We start from the raw sequence: 14,103 nt of genomic DNA on the forward strand, positions 1-14,103 counted from the left end.
TTCCGAGTTGTCACCACAAAAAAAAAGCCGCGGGCTCCAGCCCGCGGCCTCAATCACCCTTTCGGGGAGATTATCGAATAAGAATTCGAGGCACAACGGACCTGCGTTCCTCCAGCAGCTGGAGGAGTGGGAGTCGCAGTTCCAGATTATGCTTCGAATTAGAAAACATGTTATTCCTCTGAGAGAACTCTACCAGAGAATGGAATATTTTTCAACCGGCGGCAATTTACCGATTGAAAAGCGCGGCAGGATCTACTACACTCACCTGAGCGGGTAATGGGAGCGCGGGCAGCGGTACTTTTAACCGCGTGGCGCGGATCCACAGCTCCAGCACCTGTCGAACGGAGAGCGAGACAAGATGAACACCCCAGCAGCGGACGGACGGGCGGCAGTGGATTTCAGCCGTATCAAGGAAACCTCGGATGGCGATACGGACTTCGAGAAGGAATTGTTCGGGGTATTCCTGGAAGACTGCGAAGAGCGGCTCGAGCGGCTGAACGAGGCCCTGACCGCCGGGCGGCTCAGTGAAATTCAGCGCGAGGCCCACACCATCAAGGGCGCGGCCGCCAACGTGGGCACGACCCACCTGCAGGAAATCGCCATGCACCTGGAGGCGCTCGCCGACGCGGAAGCACCCGAGGGCAAGACCCTCGCCAGTCAACTAGCGGACGAGTTCGCCCGCGTAAAATCCGCGATTCTCGACTACCTCTCCACCCTCTGAAATCACCCCGGCAACTCCGGCCAACGGAGTCCCCTCGATACTCAAAGCCCGCGCCCCGATTCATCGGGACGCGGGCTTTCTTTCTTCTTCAGCGGCTACACGGTGCGCCGGCCTGTTCCCAGAAACCCGACCAGCGCCAGGAGCGAAAGCCCGAGGAGGAATACATCCCCGAGGGACTCGCCGAGCTTCGCGGTCAGATTGCAGCCCGAGGGCTCCTCGATCTGGGCCTCCAACTCCGCCAGGCTCAGGAAGCCATCGCTGTTCGCGTCGAGTTCTTCGAACTCATCCGTGCTCAGGGCTGGATAGGTCACCCGTGCCTCACTCAACGAGAGCCGGTTATCATCATTGGTATCGGTACCCGCAAAGGCATCGGCCAGTTGCTCGGCGATTTCGTCGAGAGTAAGTTCACCTTCACCTTCACCTTCACCTTCACCTTCACCTTCACCTTCTCCTTCTCCTTCTCCTTCTCCTTCTCCTTCGCTTTCGCCTTCGCCTTCGCCTTCTCCTTCGCCTTCTCCTTCGCCTTCGCCTTCACCTTCACCTTCACCTTCACCTTCACCTTCACCTTCACCTTCGCCTTCGCCCTCGCCCTCGCCTTCGCCTTCGCCCTCGCCCTCGCCTTCGCCTTCGCCTTCGCCTTCGCCTTCGCCTTCGCCCTCAGCGGAACAATTGTCCAGTACGGTCACTGTCCGCGCAGCCATCGCCTCATTTCCACTTGAGTCGATTGCCCGGTAGTTTATCGTGTAGGTTCCCTGCACACGTGAATCCACGCTCCCTTCAACTATGACTTCAATAGGAGTCCCGGAATTGTCCTCGGCCGATGCGCCAAGCTCAATGTAGGTATCGGGTTGGCAGTCTATCTGGTTGAACTCAATCGTGTCGCTGTTGATGACGATTACCGGGGCCGTGGTATCCACAATTCGGACGGTTCTGCTCACCGTTGCTGAAGCGTTCCCAGCGGCGTCACGAGCGGCATAGCGCAACGTAAAAACTGTGCCCACGGCGGCGTCATCGCCGATCACTGGCCCATCCGTTGTGGTCTCCACCGGCCCACCTCCCGAATCCTCAGCGTGGACACCTGGATCCTGCCACGGGGTTCCAACTTCATGATCCAGTGCTGCTTCACCTTCCAGCGTAATCACGGGATGCGTATTATCAATTTGGATTTGTACTACGGAGGCAACAGAGGGAGCCGCATTTCCCGCTTCATCCACAGCCGTCCCGGAAGCAATCGCAATGGAAATAGTTCCATCTCCGGTAATTTTATGCACCACCGCCACGGGGGTGCTGGTGGTTCCCTGGCTGATCGCGACCTGGCCTGACGCGCTGCCCGTGGTCACCAGGCTGACCTGCTCGGGACTGAGACTGACGCGCTCCGCGTCTTCGTAGATCAAGAGAAAGGGCAGCGGGCCGGATGACGTGACCCGGGTACTTGGTTCGGTTATGGATAGGCCCGGCGCCGTGTTGTCCACCAGGACGGACGCGCTGGACCGGACCGCCGCACAGCGGTTCCCTGCGGCATCTTCCGCAGTACCCTCACTAAGCGCTATCCCCAGCGTGCCGTCGCCTTCAATAGCATCGATGGTCACGGTGGCGCGCCCCGCCGACTCGTGCTCAACACGCACCCGCCCGAGGGCGGTGCCTGTAGTCTCCAGCCCGATGTCGTCCGCTTCCAGCGACAGGACGCTTGCACCGGTGTAATTTACCTGAAATATGACCGGCCCCCCGGCGGTCAATACTGTTGAAGGGGGCCCCACTTCCACAGAGGGCGCGGTATTATCCACCAACACATCGACACTGGCCCGGACTTCGGGGGACAGGTTTCCGGCGGCATCCGCCACCGCTCCCGCCTGCAAGGCAATGCTCAGCGTTCCGTCACCCGTGGTCTTATCGATCCCTATCGAACTAGAATTCCCCGTACCTTCCGAGAAAGTCAGGTTTCCCGTGGCCGTGCCGGTCGCGACCAGCGCCACATCTTCTTCGGTCAATACAAAGGGAACGGCATCCTGCGCAGTCACGACAAACTCCACTGGACCGGTGTTTGTCAGGAGCGGCGACGGGGATTCAATAATCGGCAGGGGGCTGGTATTGTCGACCACGAATGCGTCGCTCGATGGTGATGGGGTGGCGACATTGCCCGCCGTATCGGAAGCCGTCGCGGCCCCAATCGAAATACTGAGCGTTCCGTCGCCTGTAATGTTGTCTACCGTGACCACGGGCGCGCTGGTCGTTCCGTCCGTAACAAAGAGCTCCCCGCTGGCGGTGCCGGTCGCCACGAGCGCGATCTTCTCCATCGTCAAAGCCACCGTGTCCGCGCCTGTGTAGTGCAGTGCATAGTGTACGGGGCCCACGTTCGTAAGCGAGGTGCTCGGCGCTTCGACCGTCAAGATCGGCGGGCTCTGGTCGAATACGACGGGCGCACTGAAGACGGTCGCGGCGAGCGGGTTGCCCGCCCGATCCACGATGTCCGACTCCAGGTTTATGCCGAGTTCGAGGCTCCCGTCACCGGCGACATCGGCCAGCGCAACCGTGAACGCCATCGGTCCACCGCTAATGACGGCGTCGGAGAAGTTCAGACTGGCCTGCCGGAATACCAGATCCGCCGCACTTTCAAAATTTTCCACATACTCGCTGAAACGCACGGTGAACTCGATGCCGCGCAGCCGGGTGGGGCCAGTTAGCGACGGAATTATGGAAAGCACATGGGGCGGCGTATCCAGAAAGGAGATTCGTCCCGCAAAGATGTCCGTACCGCCGGCACTCGGCTGCGCCTGGCCCGTCGGGCCAAGGTCAAAATCGGCTTCGTCGGAGTAGATGCCAACGGCTTGAACACCGCCGGAACCATCCACGACCAAATCCCGGATGGCATCATTTTCATTGCCGCCGGTCTCAAACGCCGCGATAAGTGCCCCGCTCGAATCGAGCTTCGACAAGAACAGGTCCGAGGAGTAATAGCGCGATTCCGACACGAGCGGGAAGTAGGCATCGCCCGGATCGGCGTCCAGCGCCCCGTGGAAGCCGCCCGCCAGGTAGATGTTGGACGATGCATCGGTGGTCAGACAGCTCCCTCCGGACATCAGCGCGCCGTAGAACCCGCGAACCCACTTGAATTGCCCGTCGGTCCCGAACTTGTGGAGAAAACTGCCGCTCGAGTCGGACCAGGGGGCCGTCAATCGTGATATGCCTGAGCTGGGATCAAAATCCACCGTTCCCGTAAAACTACCGGCGGTCAGGACATCCCCCGACGGATCCACGGTCAGATCATAGAGCTGGTTTGCCCCCGCGCTTCCGAGCTGCCTGACCCAGACAAATTCGCCTGCGGAACTCCACTTGAGGATAAAGATATCGTATTCGCCAACCAGATTCAGCGTTCCGGTACAGGTTCGATAGACCGCTCCCGGACCGGGATCGAAGTCCGCTATTCCGGAGAAAATCCCCGCCGCATAAACGTTACCCACCGCATCAACCTCGACGTCATAGCCAGAAACATTAAGCGTGCCCCCCGCAGTGCGCGCCCAGAGAAGTTGTCCGTCCGGATTCAGTTTCTGTATGAACAGATCTTCCGCCCCGGGTGCCCCCTGGAGTTGCACACCCGGTCCAAAGTCAAAATCCATGAACCCGTCAAAGCGCCCCGACGTGTAGATAGCGCCGTCGCCGCTGATGACAATGTCGGCGCCGATATCCATGCTTACGGATCCCATCGCGCCACCCCAGAGAAAGGCGCCATCGGCGTCCAGTTTCACGACAAATATATCCCGGCTTCCGGCGGCGATTGCCAACGATTCTCCAGGTCCGGGATCGAGATCAACGGTTTCCTGGAAAGTTCCGATCGTGTAACTGTTTCCTGAATCGTCAACCGCGATAGCGGTCCCGACATCATAGCTCGCGCCGCCCAATGACCGGGCCCATACGAGATTGCCATTGGCGTCCAGCTTTTGAATGAATGCATCGTCACTGCCCTGGCTCGCCGTGAGCGCCGTGGCCAAACTCGGATCGAAGTCCACCGTTCCTTCAAACTGGCCGGTAAGGTAGAGATTACCATCGAAATCGGACGCAACGCCGTTGCCATAGTCGTTGCCCGGTCCGCCCACGGTCGATACACCATCAAACCGGGCATTCTGTCCGTGGGCCATACCCGACAGAACAATGCCGACCGTCGCGCTGAGGCGCTTCAACGTATCCAATGAAGATACCTGTGCTCTGAGAAACACGGTTGACTCCCCTGGGTGGAGTTTTTCCACCCCATTGACCAGCGGACAGTTTCCGCCGGTGCCCACCCTCGCCCTCTCCCTGAACATTATAAAGCCGCTGACACCTTGAGACACTCCCGTCGCCGTCTGAAATGAGTATATATTCGATAAAGAAAGCTGACAATGCGCCATTGCAGCGTTCCTAAAATACACTTCGCAACATAATACAACCTGCTGCCCCTACCGCAAAAACTTCTCCAGCCACATGCCCAGGTGGATGATGGGGTCGGAGTAGGCGATACCCATGGGAATATGCTCCACCTTGAACTCGTTCGGGTGGCTCCCGGGCCCCAGCACGCGCTTTTCCTTGCCGGAAACGATCATGCCGAGGATCTCGCCGGTGTCGGGGTCGAAAACGGGACTGCCGCTGCTGCCAGGCCCGGCGCTGATGTCGAGGATGAGGCGGCTGCCCATCTCTATGGGGCCGATGCGGATGTTGGTGGCGGCGCTGACCACGCCGGTGGTGAGGAGGCCGTTGAGCCCGGTGAAGGAGCCCACTTTGTATTTCACGCCCTGATCGTAATAGCCATACTGGGCGATGGGCTCGCCGCGCCGAAACTGGAGCTTGGGCGAAAGTGCGACGGTCGGGAAGGTCTTCCGGGGGGCCCGCACCTGGAGCACGCCGATGTCCCACTCGTGTTTCATGCGGGGGTCGTCTTTTTCTTTGTTGATGGTGAGTTGTTCCACCACCACATCGCATTCGAGGAGCATGGCGTCGTAGAGCACCCACTTGTGCTCCAGCCGGGCCACATGGGCCGCCGTGGCGAGGCAGCCGCGCTCGTGTATAAAAAAGCCCGTGCCGCAGATCATGAGCTTCTGCGGGGCCTCCGGAAAAAGCGCCAGGATGGGCACCACGGCGTGGGCGATCTTTTCGGTATTATCGATGAGAAACTCGTAATTCATTGGCCGTTGTGCTCGAAAGTGACTGAAAAGGGGACTCTTGAGTCTCGGGGACCCATACGACCCTTCAGCCCAGTATAGGCGCCCGGTTGTGATCTTTTCCAAGGGGGCTATATACTGCCGGAAAGGCATTGAGCGCCTTCGGCCCGCGGCGAAGGGCGATACGACCCACCCGGAGGAGTACCTGTAAATGCACCGTGCGGAACGCAGCACTTTCCTCCCGGGGGGCCCGGCGAGCACGGGCCGCCCCGCCCGCCCCTTCACGGGGGAGCACGCCTCATGGTAACGCGCGCGAAGCGGAGAAACCTGCAGAACGAGCTTTCCGCGCTGCTGGCCTGGCCCATGCTCGAACAGATGCCCCGCCTGTTGAGCCAGGTGGATCGCAACATGCACTCGCCGACCTATGGCTGCGCCTGCCGCAATCACTGGCACTACCGAACCGAAGATATTGCCAACAGCCCCATGCAGGAACTGGTGCTGAGCCTGGCCCTGGCGTGGAAGCTGGAGATCCCCGACAATCCCTACTATCGCTCGCCCCTCCTGCTGGACTGGATCGAGGCCATGCTCGATTTCACCATGCGGATCCAGCGCCCGAACGGCAGCTTCGATGCCGTCTTTCGCGGCCGGGACGCCTACGCGGCCACGGCGCTTGTGACCTTCCATGTTTCCGAGACCATCCTCCAATTGGAACGCCACCTGAGCTCCGGCATCCGCAATGACGCGAAGGACATGCTGAACCGCGCCGCCCAGTGGCTCTCCCGCGGGGGCGAAGCGGGGCCGGGCCACCAGATCGCGGGCGCGGCCGCGGCGTTCATGAACCTGGCCGCGCTCGACCCCGGCCTCGGCTGCGAGGAGGAACTGGAGCGCCTGCTGGCGCACCTGGAGGGGTTGCAATCGCCCGAAGGCTGGTTTCCCGAGGAGGGGGGCGCCGACATCGGGTGCGCGTCGCTGACCTACGGCTTTCTGGCCCTCATCGCAAAGCGCACGGGCGCGCGGCGGGCGACCGCCCTATCGGCCCGGTGCGCCGAGTTTCTTCAGCATTTTCTCCATCGGGACGGCACGGTCGGCGGGGTCTATGGCAGCCGCAATACGGAATACTTCATCCCCCTGGGCGCGGTGCTTCAGGCCCGCAGAAGCGACGCGGCGGCCCGCATGGTGAAGCACCTGGAGCACCATCTGGACGTGGGACGCCATGTGCTGATCACGCGGTGCGTGGATGATCGCCACCTGGCCCGCCTGAGTCCTTTTTATCTGCTGTCGGCCCAGGCCGCAATCGAAGCGGGGAGCGGCGCGCCGGAGAACCCGGGCCCTCCGCCCCGGGCGACCTGGTTTGAAGAAGCCGGGCTATGGTCGGTGGACACCCCGGGTCTCAAACTCGTGGCCAACCTCCGCAAGGGGGGCGTATTCCATCTGGACCTGGGAGGCCACGCCTTTGTGGATTGCGGCTACTTCGCCGAGGTGCCGGACGGCCCCGTGGTCACGACGCAATTCCTCCAGGAAAAGCCGGATATCGCGGTGGACGGGCTGAATGCCCGAATGTCCGCGCGCCTCGTGGTGCTCAGGCCGGTCACCGCCGGTCCCTGGAAGAACCTGCTTGCTCGGGCCTTCAACCTGTTGACGCCCCCCGCCCTTCGCCGCCCCCTGACGGAGTTCCGCCGTCGGCGCGCGTCGGCCGGCGTCGACAGCGTGGGCAGTGTCCACCGGAACATCGTCATAAGCGACGAGGCGGTGGACGTGACGGACTTCATCGAGGTGACCGAGCCGGTGGTCCGCATGATCCTCCAGCTCGACACGGAGCGGGCGGCCTCCTTCGGGGCGACGGGCTTCTATCAGCCGCAGGAGTTGAACCGCGATGGCGGCATCCTGCCGGTGGACCTGGAAGCGGGAAAGGTTATCGTCCAACGGCGCTACGACGGCGACGGACTTACGGTCTTTTCATGAGCGATACCGCACGGCCGCCCATTTCCCGCCGTCCCCGGACAGCGGGTATACTGTCACGGTGCCTGGTTGGCCCGGAGTATACGCGGCGGACCGGCAGACTTAACCATTCATAGGATTCTTACTGCATGCGCGTTTACATTCGTTTTCTGCCGCGCACCGGTGCGGCGACGCTTTGCCTCGTGGCGTTGGCGTTGAGCCCCGGGCTCGTGGTCCCCAGCGCCCTCGCCCAGCCCACCGCGCCAGAACCGACATCTGCGCCGACACCTGGGCCGAGTCCCGCGCCGACACCCGCACCGACACCCGCGCCGACACCCGCGCCGACACCCGCGCCGACACCCGCGCCGACACCCGCGCCGACACCCGCGCCGACACCCGCGCCGACACCCGCACCCGCACCCGCGCCGACACCCGCGCCGACACCCGCACCCGCGCCTGCACCGACGCCCGTGCTTCCCGGTGCGCCCATGGAAAAACTGCGGGCCATGGCCCAGGACACCGCCGCCACGCCCGATCTGGCGGAGGCCGCACTGTACGCCGCGCAACTGATCCAGCCGACCAGCGACCCGGCGGTCTATCTCAAGAAGCTGAGCGACCTGGCCCAGCGGCTACGGGAGCGGGTGGCCACCGCGCCGACCCCCATGGACGCGGCCGCAGCCATGGCCAACTTCTTTTACGTGGAGGAGGGCTACGCCAACAGCACGGTTCAGACGGCCGATGTTTTCGTGGGGCTCGATCAGGTGCTGGACAAAAAGCAATGGAACTGCGTGGGTATGACGCTGCTCTACTGCGCGGTGGGAAAGCGCCTGGGCTACCCCATCCAACTGGTGGCGGGCCGGGGCCACGTCTTTGCGACGTGGAACAGCGACCCCGCCTTCTTCATTGAAACGACGGCCCAGGGCGGCCTCCAACCCAGCCGGGATTACCTGCTGCAATACCTCCCTTTTCCCTGCGTCTCGCCCAACGGCTACACCGTGCTGGACGAACGGAGCGCTATCGCCATGACCCTGTCGCAGATGGGCCTGGCGATGCAAAAGCTACAGCGCACCCAACTCGCGGGGGCCCTTTTTGACCTGGCGATCCAGTTCTCCGAAACCTATGCGGAATCATATGCCGGCCGCGGCTTTCTTCGCGCGGAAAGCGGCGATACGGATGGCGCCATCGCCGATTTCCGCAAGACCCTCGATCTGGATCCCACGTTCCGCGAGGCCTACGCGGGCCTCGGCACGGCCTTTCGCGCCCAGGGGAGCCTGGCGCAGGCGGTGGAAGCCTATCGGGCGCTCGTGTACCAGTGTCCCGACGACAGCGCGGCGGTTTTCAACGCGGGTCAGTTGCTCTACGAGTCGGGGGATCTGGAGGGGTCGGTCTATGCCTACCGGCGCTATATCGAACTCGAACCGCGGGACCCGGAGGGCTACATGCGCATTGCCTATCCCCTGGAGGACGGTGGAGATCTGCAAGGGGCGGCGATGGCCTACCAGGAAGTATTGCGCCTTGCGCCCAATACACCGGACGCGCTGGTGAATCTCGGCTATATCTTTGAGAAGATGAACAACCTGGAGGGGTCCATCCAGGCCTACCGTCAGGCCCTGGTGGCGCAGCCCGGCAACGCACTGGCCATGGGCGGCGTGGGGCGGGTCCTGGGCAAGGCCAATCGCTATGACGAGGCGCTGCGCACCTTTCGCCAGGCCCTCCAGCTCTATCCGAAAGACGTGACCCTGTGGCTGGACCTCGGCCAGCTTTTCGAAGACTATGGCGAACTGAGGCAGGCCGCGGGCGCCTACCAGGAGGCCACGCTGGCCGATCCGGGTAGCGCCGATGCCTACTATGCGCTGGCCCGCGTGTTGCGGCAGGCGGGACTGCCGCAGGACGCCCAGCGCGCCCTGGCCCAGGCGCAGGCCATTGAAAGAGCCCAAACCAGCCCCGCGGCGGGTACCTCCGGCACGCCGCCGGGCGGCGAGACGACCGAAAGCCTCTTCAACCAAAGCCCGGAAGTAACGGCGGCACCGCTCGAAGATCCCGCACCCCCGTCGGAAACGCCGATGAAGGTGGAGGACTCCACGACGGAGGCACCCGCGCCGTCAACGGTCGCGCCCCCGGTCGAGACGCCGACTTCCGGCGAGGGCACGGAGTGAAGCGCCGGTCGCCGAGGAACAGCATCGCCTGATATCGTTCAACGCGCGGTGTGCCGGAGCGCGCTCCGGCCCGAACACCCGCACAACACCCCCGGCTCCCAACTCTCCCCAGGACACGACGCGTGGATCTCAGACCGCACAATCCGACTCCCGAACAGGTCGGCGCACTCAAGGGCCTCATCGGCTATCAGCCCTTCATTCTTAACGACGACGTCCAGACCGGTATCGCCGATATCTGGATTCACAAGTCGGACATTAAATCGATTCGCCGCAGCGAGGTTTCCCCGGAAACGTGGACGCGCTTCTGCGCATCGAACGCCCGGCTTCGCGCCATGTATGACGGCTGGATCGACGCCATCGCGGCGGCCACCGGCCCGCTGGAGGGCAAAACCGTGGCGGATACGGCGTCCAACGCGGGCTTTTTCCTTTACCGCTTTCTGGAAAAGGGGGCGGCGCGCTGCACCGGTTACGATATGAATCCGAAGCTGGCCGCCGTCTATCCCCTGCTCAACGAAATCACGGGACTGAATGTGGAGTTCGTCAACACGACCTACGATCAGATGACCCACCAGATGCCGGGCTGCGCGCCCGCGGATATCGTGATCTCCTCGGCCATCATGTGCCACATCAGCGATCCCCTCTATTACCTGAACTATCTCGGGTCCATCACGCGCGAAACGCTCTTTCTCTTCACCTGTATCGACGATGACAAGCGATTGCGCATTACCTACGACGAGCCCCGGCGCTTCTATCCGGATTATGATTTCCCCATTTGCTTCGACAACATGACCACCGTGTCCCGACCCCTCATCGATCTGGGCCTGCGCGAGCTCGGCTTTCGCAAGGTCATCGAAGTTCCCCACCAGCCGGACTGGATGCCGCTGAAATGGTACAACCGTTTCAAGGCCTTGATCGCCCTGCGCTAGCAATCCCGGCGCGGGCCGCGCTATCATGCGCCCCCGGCGGCATGCGCCCGCCGCAGGCCGCAACACAGCCACCCCGAAGCGAGCCAACGCCATGAGCAAACCTGTCGCTATTTACTCCGCCGAATCCCGCGCGCGAGAGAGCGGCGCCATTTTTCGCGCCATGGCCCGGGGCCTGCTTGATGGGCGCTACGCGGCCTTCCGCCTCGCCCTGCGCGATGTGAAAGGCGGCTACGCCAGGACCATGTTCGGCCTCTTCTGGGACCTCGCCGATCCCCTCGTGTTTGGGGCGATCTTCTATGGGCTGATGCTCGCCGGGATCGTGAGTCCCGGCAAGCTCGCCATCCCCTATCCCCTTTTCGTGACGTATGGCATGCTGCTTTATCTCACCATCACCGAAGGCTGGCTCGCCGCCCTTCGCCTCTTCCAGAGCTCCCGCGTCGTGCTGGCCCAGGTGAAGGTTCCGCCGGAGGCGCTCATCCTTTCGGTGGCCTTTCGCGTCGCCTTCAACAGTAGTTTCCGCATCCTGGTGCTGCTCGTGTTTTCAATCGCCATGGGGGCCTTCTCGCCGGCCGGCTTCTTGAAGTTTCTCGCCTGTTATCCACTTCTCATTCTCGCGGGCATGGCCCTGGGCCTGGGCCTGGCCCCCTTCAACGCCATCTACAACGACGTGGAGCGCGCCGTGCGCCTTTTCATCCTGCCCTTGCGCTTTGCCAGCCCCGTCTTCTTCGTCATCGCCTCCGAGCGGCTCGCCCGCGCCAACCCCATCGCCGTGCTGCTCGACAACCTTCGCGGCCTGGCCACGGCCAATCAGTTTACCGATCCCGGCGCGCTGGCCCTATGGAGCGCGGCCTTCGCCCTGATGTTCTTCTGCGGATGGTACCTCTTTCACCTGGCTGTGCCGGTACTCGCGGAGCGCGCGTGATCATGCCCCCCGCGATCCAGGTGGAAGGCGTTTCCAAACGCTATTCGCGCAACGCACAGACCCATCTTTCCTATGGCGTGACCGATTTGATGCGCGAGATATTCGGAGGCGCGGCCCCCTCCGAACTGCGCAAAGACGAATTCTGGGCCCTTCGCGATGTCTCCTTCGAGATGGCCCCCGGCGAGTCCATGGCCTTCATCGGACGCAACGGCGCGGGCAAGAGCACGCTGCTGAAACTGATGTGCGGCCTTACCAAGCCCGACGCCGGGCGCATCCGCATCGAGGGCAATGTACGCGCCCTGATCAACCTCGGCGCGGGCTTCAACCCCACGTTGTCGGGGCTGGAGAATATCTACAACGCCGCCTCCTTTGCCGGATTCCAGCGCCGGGAAGTGCGCGCCGCCGTGGACGCGATCGTGGCCTTTGCGGAGCTGGAAGAGGCCATCGACAGCCCGGTGCAAACCTACAGCTCGGGCATGAAAGCGCGCCTGGGCTTCGCCGTGGCCGTGCATGCCCGCCCGGACATCCTGTTCATTGACGAGGTGCTCGCCGTCGGCGATTTCGCCTTCCAGAACAAGTGTTTCCTGCGCATGGAGCAGCTCAAGCAATCCGGGGTCACGATCGTTTACGTTTCCCACAGCCATAATATGGCCATCAAGCTCTGCGAGCGGGCGCTATGGCTCCACCGGGGCCGTGTCATGGCGGCGGGATCGTCGGTGGAGACGGTGCGGGCGTACCTGGCCTTTCTTGAAGAGGAAGAGCGCGCAAAGAACCCGGCGACGATTGCCGGTCCCGGGGCGGAGTCCCGCCCCGCCGCCGCAACGAAGGGACTTTACGGCCCTGTCGTCTCGACGCTGGAGCACGTATGCGATATTGAGTGCGGCCTCCAGGTGGGCGGTGAAGCCGTTGCGGCCATCCCCGTGCACAGCGAGGTCGTGATTCGATTCGGGTTCACGCTGAAGCGACGCGTGGAGGGCCTCAATATAACGCTGAATTTCTTCCGGGACGACGGTCTATTGATGGGCATCGTGACTTCGCTGTATGAGGGGCGCCTGGACCACCTCCATGAAGGCCGCGTGCAATGCGAGGTTCGCATCGCCGATCTCGATTTCGCTCCCGGGGCCTATGCCATTGTAATGCCTATCTCGGAAGGGCAGGGTTACCTCTGGCGCGACATCGCGGCCCGCTTCCATGTCACGGGCGGAGGCCGAATAGCCGCCGGCGTGAAGCACATCGCCCACGAATTCCGCATTCTGGAATGAACGCCCACGGCGCAACCCACTTGACGGCCCGCGCCGCCACTGCTATCGTAGCGACAACATCGCCAACCTCAGTCTCCCGGAGCACGCCCCCATGAAACGCCTTCTTGTTTTCTCGTTGCTGCTGCTTTCCAGTTCGTTCCTTCCCGCCCTCGCCGAGGCTCCCGCGGCCCCGCCGGTTGTTGGCGAGGAGGCCCATAAACTCCTTGTTCGCATGTACGACTACGACGCGACCATCCCCCTGGAAGCGCGCGTGGTCCAGCGGGAGACGAAGGAAGGCACCACCCGCGACAAGGTGGTCTTCCGCAGTACCCGCAGCTTTATGGTGCCCGGCTACTTTGAAGTCTCCGAAACGGCCAAGGCACCCTACCCCTGTGTCGTCCTCATGCACGGCTGGTCCGGCAGCAAAGAGCATTGGTGGAAGGACGGCGGCTATCTCCACGGCGGGGAGGTGCGCAAGGCCCTGCTGGCGGCCGGATTCGCCGTCTTCGCACTGGATGCACAGGGCCATGGCGATCGCATCGCGGAGAACGATTACCACGTGGTGAATCTCTTCGAAGAGCCCGGCGCGCCGCCGCGCAAGAACTATTTCACCCTGCGCGACGTCATCACCCAGACCGTCCTCGATTACCGCCGGGGCATCGACTACCTCGCCACGCGGGGCGACGTGGACATGACCCGAATCGGCGCCATGGGCTACAGCATGGGCGGCTTCCACGCCGTGTCGCTCACGGCCGTCGAGCCGCGCATCAAAGCCGCGGTCGGTTGCGTGGTGCCCGTCTCCTGGCGCGAGGACCCCATTCTCGATCCGGCCAACTACCTGCGCGGCATCGGTGAGCGCCCCTTCATGATGGTCCAGGGCAAGACCGACGAACTCTGCAACGAGGCCCAGGCCCTGGAGCTCTACAAGCACCTCGAAGGACCCAACACGAAGCTGGAGATTTTCGACAGTGGCCACAAGCTGCCGGGTGAATATGTGGGCGTCGCGGTGCCGTGGTTGATCGCGCGAATTTGAGGCGGAAGACAGGTCGGATTCGACCAATAAGGCAAAA

General features: G+C 62.8%; 9 protein-coding genes. 7 read left to right on the forward strand and 2 right to left on the reverse strand.

The features are described from left to right. Positions 1–358: 358 nt before the first annotated feature. Positions 359–721 (forward strand): Hpt domain-containing protein, encoded by a 363-nt coding sequence (locus JNK74_07945; GenBank protein MBL7646103.1) that lies wholly within the window; start codon positions 359–361, stop codon positions 719–721. Positions 722–816: 95 nt separating this feature from the next. On the opposite strand, the gene JNK74_07950 is transcribed toward JNK74_07945, so the two are convergent. Together JNK74_07950 and JNK74_07955 are read right to left on the reverse strand one after the other, a co-directional pair. Further along, on the reverse strand, positions 817–4,932 hold the full coding sequence (locus tag JNK74_07950) for a DUF5011 domain-containing protein (protein MBL7646104.1): 4,116 nt from the start codon (positions 4,930–4,932) through the stop codon (positions 817–819). A gap of 219 nt (positions 4,933–5,151) precedes the next feature. Continuing rightward, positions 5,152–5,874: a trypsin-like peptidase domain-containing protein gene (locus tag JNK74_07955; protein MBL7646105.1), complete on the reverse strand. Its 723-nt coding sequence runs from the start codon at positions 5,872–5,874 to the stop codon at positions 5,152–5,154. A gap of 276 nt (positions 5,875–6,150) precedes the next feature. Here JNK74_07955 and JNK74_07960 point away from each other — a divergent pair, with 276 nt between their 5' ends. The 6 genes from JNK74_07960 to JNK74_07985 all read left to right on the forward strand — a co-directional run bounded on the left by JNK74_07960 (position 6,151) and on the right by JNK74_07985 (position 14,066). After that, on the forward strand, positions 6,151–7,812 hold the full coding sequence (locus tag JNK74_07960; protein MBL7646106.1) for a hypothetical protein: 1,662 nt from the start codon (positions 6,151–6,153) through the stop codon (positions 7,810–7,812). A 125-nt stretch (positions 7,813–7,937) separates the two neighbouring features. After that, positions 7,938–9,944, forward strand: coding sequence for a tetratricopeptide repeat protein (locus JNK74_07965; GenBank protein MBL7646107.1), 2,007 nt, complete (start codon positions 7,938–7,940; stop codon positions 9,942–9,944). A 122-nt stretch (positions 9,945–10,066) separates the two neighbouring features. Beyond that, positions 10,067–10,870, forward strand: coding sequence for a DUF1698 domain-containing protein (locus JNK74_07970; protein ID MBL7646108.1), 804 nt, complete (start codon positions 10,067–10,069; stop codon positions 10,868–10,870). 91 nt (positions 10,871–10,961) lie between these two features. Beyond that, positions 10,962–11,792 carry a hypothetical protein gene (locus tag JNK74_07975; protein ID MBL7646109.1) on the forward strand — a complete coding sequence of 277 codons (831 nt, stop codon included), beginning with the start codon at positions 10,962–10,964 and terminating at the stop codon, positions 11,790–11,792. Positions 11,793–11,794: 2 nt separating this feature from the next. Continuing rightward, the gene (locus tag JNK74_07980) at positions 11,795–13,054 is read left to right on the forward strand and encodes an ABC transporter ATP-binding protein (protein ID MBL7646110.1); all 1,260 of its coding nucleotides are present in this window, start codon (positions 11,795–11,797) and stop codon (positions 13,052–13,054) included. 91 nt (positions 13,055–13,145) lie between these two features. Further along, positions 13,146–14,066 carry an alpha/beta fold hydrolase gene (locus JNK74_07985; GenBank protein MBL7646111.1) on the forward strand — a complete coding sequence of 307 codons (921 nt, stop codon included), beginning with the start codon at positions 13,146–13,148 and terminating at the stop codon, positions 14,064–14,066. Positions 14,067–14,103 lie beyond the last annotated feature (37 nt).

The sequence above is a fragment of the Candidatus Hydrogenedentota bacterium genome (assembly GCA_016791475.1).
GTDB lineage: Bacteria > Hydrogenedentota > Hydrogenedentia > Hydrogenedentales > JAEUWI01 > JAEUWI01.

What these genes read in the sequence shown, in the direction of transcription:
- JNK74_07945 (MBL7646103.1), top strand. Translation starts at nt 359, where the DNA reads ATGAACACCCCAGCAGCGGACGGACGGGCGGCAGTGGATTTCAGCCGT.
- JNK74_07955 (MBL7646105.1), bottom strand. Translation starts at nt 5,874, where the DNA reads ATGAATTACGAGTTTCTCATCGATAATACCGAAAAGATCGCCCACGCC.
- JNK74_07960 (MBL7646106.1), top strand. Translation starts at nt 6,151, where the DNA reads ATGGTAACGCGCGCGAAGCGGAGAAACCTGCAGAACGAGCTTTCCGCG.
- JNK74_07965 (MBL7646107.1), top strand. Translation starts at nt 7,938, where the DNA reads ATGCGCGTTTACATTCGTTTTCTGCCGCGCACCGGTGCGGCGACGCTT.
- JNK74_07975 (MBL7646109.1), top strand. Translation starts at nt 10,962, where the DNA reads ATGAGCAAACCTGTCGCTATTTACTCCGCCGAATCCCGCGCGCGAGAG.
- JNK74_07980 (MBL7646110.1), top strand. Translation starts at nt 11,795, where the DNA reads ATGCCCCCCGCGATCCAGGTGGAAGGCGTTTCCAAACGCTATTCGCGC.
- JNK74_07985 (MBL7646111.1), top strand. Translation starts at nt 13,146, where the DNA reads ATGAAACGCCTTCTTGTTTTCTCGTTGCTGCTGCTTTCCAGTTCGTTC.